At 71.2% G+C, this 7,107-nt stretch carries 6 protein-coding genes and 1 pseudogene; 3 read left to right on the forward strand and 4 right to left on the reverse strand.

What is annotated here, in order from left to right; genetic code table 11:
* The 4 genes from H0523_RS31090 to H0523_RS31105 form a co-directional block, all read right to left on the reverse strand.
* Nucleotides 1-1,774: xanthine dehydrogenase family protein molybdopterin-binding subunit (locus tag H0523_RS31090; protein ID WP_180180283.1), on the reverse strand; the 1,774-nt coding region annotated here is incomplete at its 3' end.
* 29 nt (nucleotides 1,775-1,803) lie between these two features.
* A complete protein-coding gene (locus tag H0523_RS31095) occupies nucleotides 1,804-2,448 on the reverse strand; it encodes an isochorismatase family protein (RefSeq protein ID WP_054434741.1) in 645 nt (214 codons plus the stop codon).
* Complete coding sequence (locus tag H0523_RS31100) at nucleotides 2,445-3,518, reverse strand: 2,5-dihydroxypyridine 5,6-dioxygenase NicX family protein (RefSeq protein WP_054434743.1); 1,074 nt, start codon at nucleotides 3,516-3,518, stop codon at nucleotides 2,445-2,447. Before H0523_RS31100 ends, H0523_RS31095 begins: the two co-directional genes overlap by 4 nt.
* A 37-nt stretch (nucleotides 3,519-3,555) precedes the next feature.
* A complete protein-coding gene (locus H0523_RS31105; protein ID WP_054434745.1) occupies nucleotides 3,556-4,389 on the reverse strand; it encodes an alpha/beta fold hydrolase in 834 nt (277 codons plus the stop codon).
* Nucleotides 4,390-4,703: 314 nt separating this feature from the next.
* Here H0523_RS31105 and H0523_RS31110 point away from each other — a divergent pair, with 314 nt between their 5' ends.
* From H0523_RS31110 to H0523_RS31120, 3 genes and pseudogenes are all read left to right on the forward strand, one after another.
* Nucleotides 4,704-5,858 carry an FAD-dependent monooxygenase gene (locus H0523_RS31110; RefSeq protein WP_054434747.1) on the forward strand — a complete coding sequence of 385 codons (1,155 nt, stop codon included), beginning with the start codon at nucleotides 4,704-4,706 and terminating at the stop codon, nucleotides 5,856-5,858.
* Between the two features lie 45 nt (nucleotides 5,859-5,903).
* Nucleotides 5,904-6,434, forward strand: coding sequence for a (2Fe-2S)-binding protein (locus H0523_RS31115; protein WP_054434749.1), 531 nt, complete (start codon nucleotides 5,904-5,906; stop codon nucleotides 6,432-6,434).
* Nucleotides 6,431-7,107 (forward strand): annotated as a pseudogene (locus H0523_RS31120) (hypothetical protein); the annotation flags it as partial. The gene H0523_RS31115 and the pseudogene H0523_RS31120, both read left to right, overlap by 4 nt.

Raw genomic sequence — 7,107 nt, forward strand, 5'->3', positions numbered from 1 at the left:
GGCCGCGGCTGCCCGCCGCGCCGGCCTGCCAGCCGGCGCGCGCCGCCGTGGCCTCCAGCAGCGCGATGGCGCGCGCATCGTCCAGGTGCCTGAGCCGGAACGCGACCGGATCGGCGCTGGCCGCCTCGGCCAGCTCGTCGATCATGCAGTCGTGCGCGAACGAGCTGGGCAGCGCCGAGACGCCGCGCAGCCACGAGGCGCGCACCAGCGGCGCGGTGTCGTGGCAGACGATGCGCCGGCTGGCATAGCGGTAGGGCGGCACCGCGGTGCGGTCGCCCATTTCCAGCACGCGAGGCTCGCCCGGCACGGCGCCGGTCAGCAGCAGCGCCAGCAGCGGCGCGTCGTTGGACGGATAGCGCACCTCGAAGTCATAGGCCAGCAGCTGGCCGTCGGCGTCCAGCGCCGCGGCCACGTCCATCAGCTGGCCCGTGCCCTTGGGTTCCCACTGGTGTTCCTGGTCGCGCATCAGTTGCACCCGCACCGGCGCGCCGACGGCGGCCGACAGCAGCGCGGCGTCGGCGCAGACGTCGTCGGCGCAGTTGCGGCCGTAGCAGCCGGCGGCTTCCATGCGGATGATCTCGATGCGGTCCTCGCCCAGCTTGAGCAGGCGGTCGAGGTCGGCGCGCAGCATGTGCGGATTCTGGGTGCCGGCCCAGACCGTGAGGCGGCCGTCGCGATGGTCGGCCACCGCGCAGGACGGCCCGATGGACGCATGCATCTGGTAGGGCCAGACGTAGGTGCGGCGCAGGTGCACGGGGGCGGCGGCACAGGCGGCCTCGACGTCGCCTTCCTCCAGCAGCAGGCGGCGGCGCGCGGGGTTGGCGCGGATGGCGCTGGCCAGGTCGTCGAGCGCGGGCGCGGGCGGCACCGGTTTCCAGCGCACCTTGAGCGCGCGCATGGCGGCTTCGGCCTGTTCCTCGCGGTCGGCCACCACGCCGATGAAATCGCCTTGCACCACCACCTGGACGCGGCCCGGCAGGTGCGCGACGGAATCGCTGTCGACATCGATCAGGCAGCGGCCGATGAAGTCGCCGGCGTCGCGGCCGGGGTGCGGCGGGCGCACCACGCGGCCGTGGCGCATGCCGGGCACGCGCACGTCGTGCACGAAGCTCAGTTCGCCGGTGGCCTTGGCGGGGATGTCGACGCGCGCGACGGCGCTGCCGACCACGGTGTAGTCGCGGGCCGGCTTGAGCCGCACCTGGGCATCATCGGTGGCCAGTTCCAGCCGGGTGTGCCGGCCCTGCACCAGTTGGCCGTAGTGCAGGGCGCGCGCGTCGCCCGCATCGGCGGGATGCACGATGCCGTCGCGCAAGCGCAGCGTGTCCGCCGCCACGCCCCATTGCCGCGCGGCCTGCGCCAGCAGGTGCTCGCGCGCCTGGGCCGCGGCGCGGCGCAGGGGCGCGGCCGAGATCTGGATGCTGGCGCTGGCGATGGTGGGCCCCTGGTTGGGGGTGGCGTTGGTGTGCCCCAGCACCATTTCCAGCCGCGCCATCGGCACGTGCAGTTCCTCGGCCACGATCTGCGCCAGCGCGGTGCGGATGCCGGTGCCCAGGTCGACGTGGCCGTTGAAGGCCAGCGCGCGCCAGCCACCCGGCGCGGCGGCGTCGGCCAGCACCGCCACGAAGACCTCGGGCGTGTCCTGCACGTAATCCGACACCACGCCCGGCTGCCCGGGCGCCGGACGGGGAGGCGCGGTCGGGGCGCGCACGACCAGCAGCGCGCCGGGGTGGGTCAGCAGCGCGTCGTGCAGCGCGTGGGGATGGGGCAGGTTCATGGGCGAAGGCGATCCGGGCCGATCAACGATTATGCCGCCAGCGCGCCGATGTCGGCCAGGGCCTGCTCCAGCGGCATGACGGCGGCGTACTTCTGCGCCATGTCGAACAGGTTGGCCTCGTGCGGCCCGAGCGCGCGGTCGCCGCAGCAGTCGGCCACCACCAGCGGCCGGAAGCCGGCCTGCATGGCGTCGACCACGCTGGCGCGCACGCAGCCGCTGGTGACGCAGCCGGCCACCACCAGCGTCTGCACGCCGCGCTGCGCCAGCCACGGCGCCAGCATGGTGCCGTAGAACGCCGACGGCGTGCTCTTGCGCACCACGTATTCGCCGGGCGCGGGCGCCAGCTGCGGCACGATGGCGCTGTTGTGGCTGTCTTCCTTGAGCGTCAGCATGCCCGGCACCTTCAGGCAGAAGATGTTGCTGTCGGCGTCGTCGTCCGAGAACACGATGCGGCTGTGCGCCACCGGCCAGCCCTGTTCGCGCGCGTGCGCCAGCAAGGCGCGGGTGCGTTCGATGGCCTGCGGGATATTGCCGCCGCCGAACACGGCGGGGTCGGCGAAGCCGTTGACGAAGTCGATGATCAGCAGGCCGAACGGCGCCTTCAGCGGCAGCGGCGTGCCGAAGCCCTGGCGGGCGTAAGCCGAGATATCCCCGGCGGGAACGGTGGTGGTCATGCCAACTCCTTGCGGCGGGCGGCGCGCGCCAGCCCGGGTTCGTCCTGCACCACGCCGTCGATGACGACGGCGCGATCATCCAGCATCACGGTGCAGTGGCGCATCGGGATGTCGATGTGGCAGGCGGTGGTGCGTTGGCCGCCGGCCTCGTTGTTCGGCCCCATGGACCAGAGGAAGTTGCCCTCGAAGGCGCGGGCGTCCATGCCGATATGGGTCTCCTTGCCGTAGTGGCCCAGCATCGACCAGTGGGCGCGCGGCTGCAGGCCCCAGCCGATGTGCGAGACGGCGTAGGCCTCGGGGTCTTCATACGACGCCATGTAGTCGCGCAGCACCTCGGCCTGCAGGCCGCCCTGGATGCGGGTGACGTAGCCGCGCTCGACGGTCAGCGTGATGGGGTCGGTCACGTAGTCCTTCATCGGCAGCAGGATGTCGCCGCGGTCCAGCACCACCTGGCCGTTGCTGTGGCCTTCGTCGGGCCAGGTCAGCACGAAGCCGCTGGGCCAGTGGTCCCAGCGCCCCGGCTCGTCGACGAAGCCGTATTCGGAAATCGCCGGAAAGCTGCCCAGCCGGCATTGCAGGTCGGTGCCGGCCTGCGAGGTGATGCGCATCTGGCGCGCCTCGGCGATCCGCGCGGCGGCCGCGCGCACTCGGGCGCGGTCGGCCTCGGTCGGCACCAGGCGGCACAGGATCTCGGGCGGCTCGACCGCCAGCAGGATCTTGGTGCCGCCCTGCAGGATCTCGTGCTGCTCGGGCGAGAACAGCAGCGTCATCAGGTCCAGCACCAGGTCGCTGGCTTTGAGCGCGGCGATGGCGGCGGGGTTGCCGGTCAGCGGCGTGGTGCCCAGGTAGGCCAGCGAGTCGCGGCTGAGGGATTTCTCGCCGTTGACCGGCGGCAGATCCAGGCGGTTGACGCGCGCGCCCATGTCGCCGGCGGCGGCGATGGCGCAGCGCAGCGTCTGCGGATGGGTGTCGGCGCCGGTGAGCACGGTCACGGTCTGGCCGGCTTCGAGGCGGGAAAGCGTGAGCACCTGTTTCCAGGCGCGGATCAGGTCGATGTCGCTGACGGGCATGGCGGACTCCTGTCGAAGTAGGGGGGAAGGGCGGGGTTCAGCCGCGCGGTTCGAGGAAGTCGCCCAGCGCCTCGTGGAAACCGGCCTCGTTGTCCCAGGGGATCATGTGGCCGGCGGCGGGCACGCGCCGGTGCAGGGTGTCGGGCGCCAGGCCCTGCCATTCGGCCACGTCCTCGTCGCCGACCACGCCGCCGTTCTCGGCGGTCATCAGTAGTTGCGGCACGCGCACATGCGGCAGGTCGGCATGGATGTCGTCGCGGCCGAAGTCCTCGAAGCTGCGCACGATGGCGGGTTCGTGGCAGGTGTGCAGCCATTGCGCGCGCAGGCGCCGCTGTTCCTCGGTCCAGGTGGGGCAGAAGGCGCGCATGGCCTCGGCGTCCATGCCGTGCGTGGCCTGGCGGATCGAGTCGACGTACCAGGCCAGCTTGGCGGGGTAGGGGCGGCGGCCCGGGCCGGAGACGGGCGGGTCGACGATGACCAGCCGCGTCAGGCCGGCCGGCTGGCCGCGGGCCGCGCGCACCGCGATGCGTCCGCCCATGGAATGGCCCATCAGGGCGTAGCGCTGCAGGCCCAGCGCCTGCGCCAGCGCCAGCACGTCGGCCGCCTGCGCGTCCAGGCCATAGTCCAGCCCGGGGTCGGCGCTGGACAGGCCGCGGCCGCGCACGTCCAGCACATAGGTGTCGTAGCGCTGGCCCAGGCGCTCGGCCACGAAGCCCCAGGTGACCGCCGGGCTGGTGATGCCGGGGATCAGGATGAGCGCGTCGCGTTCGGCGCGCGCGCCTTCGGCGCCGCCATAGCGCAGGTAGTGCTGGCGGATGCCGTTGGCGTGGATGTTGGCGCCGTACAGGAAGGTGCTGGATGGTTGGCTCATGCCGTGCTCCGGGTGGGTCGATGCCAGGACGGGATCCGGCGGCCATCGCTTGCGCCGCGCAGGGGGCGGATCGAGCGTGATGACGTGATGCGCGAATCCATCTTAGGGTTTTCGATAAATTAAAAAAACAGTGTAGACGCTCTATTCTTGCAAACAGCAAGGTGAATCGCAAAGCCGATGTTCATAGTGGTTTTTACCTATATGTGCATAAAAATGCACTGTTTTGGACGAAGGCGAACAGTTTCGGATCCACGATGGTGCGGTTTTCCATCTGGAAAAAATAGAGTGTATGCATAGAAAAGTAGGAGAGCCTCTTGTCTAAATCCCCCCGCATCGCCGTGATCGGCGCCGGCCTCGGTGGCGCCGCCACCGCCTCGCTCCTGCTGCAGGAAGGCTTCGACGTGCGCGTCTACGAACAGGCGCCGAGTTTTTCGCGGCTGGGCGCCGGTATCCACGTCGGGCCCAACGTCATGAAGATCCTGCGCCGCATCGGCATCGAGGACGCGCTCAACGCCCAGGGTTCGCATCCCGACTACTGGTACAGCCGCCACGGCATGACCGGCGACGTACTGGCGCGGATCCCGCTGGGCGACTACGCCGTCAAGACCTATGGCGCGTCCTACCTGACGGTGCATCGCGGCGACTTCCACGCCCTGCTGATCGAGGCCCTGCCCGAGCGCGTGATGGCGTACTCCAAGCACCTGATCGGCGTGACCGACCGCGGCAGCGACGTCGAGATGCGCTTTGCCGACGGCAGCGTCGAGCATGCCGACATCGTGATCGGCGCCGATGGCGTCAATTCCCACATCCGCGAGGAACTGCTGGGGCCCGAACCCCCCAAGTACGCCGGCTACCTGGCGCATCGCGCGGTGTTCCCGACGCCCGAGGTCAAGGCCGGCATGCTGCCGTTCGACGCCTGCGTGAAGTGGTGGACCGATGACCGCCACATGATGACGTACTTCGTCACCAGCAAGGCCGACGAGCTCTACTACGTGACCGGCGTGCCGGTCGAGAAATGGGATCTCAACGACCGCTGGCTGCCCAGCAGCAAGGACGAGATGCGCGAGGCCTTCCAGGGCTGGCATCCCACGGTGCAGGCGCTGATCGACGCCACCGTCGAGGTGACCAAGTGGTCGCTGCTGGAGCGCGACCCGCTGCCGCTGTGGAGCCGCGGCCGCCTGGTGCTGCTGGGCGACGCCTGCCACCCGATGAAGCCGCACATGGCGCAGGGCGCGGCCATGGCCATCGAGGACGGCGCCATGCTGGTGCGTTGCTTCAAGGAGGTCGGGGCGCATAATCACGAACTGGCTTTCGCGCTGTACGAAGCCAACCGCGCCGAGCGCGCCAGCAAGGTGCAGCGCATTTCGCACGACAACACCTGGTTGCGGACCAATGAGGACCCCAGCTGGTGTTTCGGCTACGACGTGTTCAGCGAGCCGCTGGTCGAACCGAAGGCCAAGGCGGCCTGACGCGCCCGCCGTCCTTCCTTCACCGGATCTTTCGCCACGCACATCATGGAACACTCCGCCACGCTCGCCGCCGATCCGATCGGCCTGAAGGTCAACGGCGCCGCCGTGCGCGTGGCGGCGCCGCCGACGACGTCGCTGTTGCTGGTGCTGCGCAACGATCTGGCGCTGAACGGGCCGAAGTATGGCTGCGGCCTGGGCGAGTGCGGCGCCTGCACGGTGCTGATCGACGGCGTGGCGGCGCGCTCCTGTGTGATTCCGGTGAAGGCGGCGCAGGGGCGCGAGGTCACCACGCTCGAAGGGCTGGGCACGCGCGAGCGGCCCGGGCCGACGCAGCGCGCCTTCATCGACTGCCAGGCGGCCCAGTGCGGCTATTGCCTGAACGGCATGATCATGACGGTCGAGGCGCTGCTGCGCCGCGACCCGGCGCCGTCCGAACAAGCCCTGCGCAGCGAACTGCATCACAACCTGTGCCGCTGCGGCACGCATGTCGAGATCATGCAGGCGGCGCTGCGCGCGGTCGAACTGCGCGCGGACGCGATGGCGCGGCCGCGCGGACCCGAGGGGGCCGACGCATGAGCGCGTGGCTGCCCGAGGCCGCGGCATTCGCCGTCGAGCCGCCTTCCGACCTGCTGCACGGGTTGGCGCTGCGCCCGCCCGCGGCTGGCTGGGACGGCACCCGCTATCGCGGCAGCGCGCTCGACAGCGTGCGCCTGGACGACGCACGGGCCCAGGCGGGCGTGGTGGCGGCGGTGCGGCGCGAACACTTCGTGGGCGTGGTCGCCGTGACGCCGCAGCATGCGCGGCAGGCGCTGGCCTGCATGGCGCCGGTGTGGCGGGGCGACGGTCCGTCGCCGCGCGAGGATCGCGCCGGCCGGGCGGACGGGAATCCGGACGATGATCCTGAATATCAATGGCGGCCCGCCGATACGGCGTCCGGCGCGCGCGTCGCGGCCTGGTGCCTCGAGGGCCGCCTGACGCTGTGGCTGCCGCCGGACGCGGCGGCAATGCACACGCTGGCGCGGCGCGAGCTGGCGGCGCTGATGGACTGGCCCATCCAGGCGGTGCGCGTGGCCGCCTGGCCGCGGGGCGCGGCCGAGGCCGGCCAGCCCGCGCACTTGCTCGATCTGCTGGATGCGGCCGCCGACGCGGCGATGCTGTCCGAGGCCGTGGGCCGGCCGGTCTGCGTGGCCTGCCGGCCGGCGACGGCAGCCACCCTGGCGCTGCGCGCCGCGGACCTGGCCCAGGGCCC

Source organism: Achromobacter insuavis (assembly GCF_902859645.1).
Lineage (GTDB): Bacteria > Pseudomonadota > Gammaproteobacteria > Burkholderiales > Burkholderiaceae_B > Achromobacter > Achromobacter insuavis.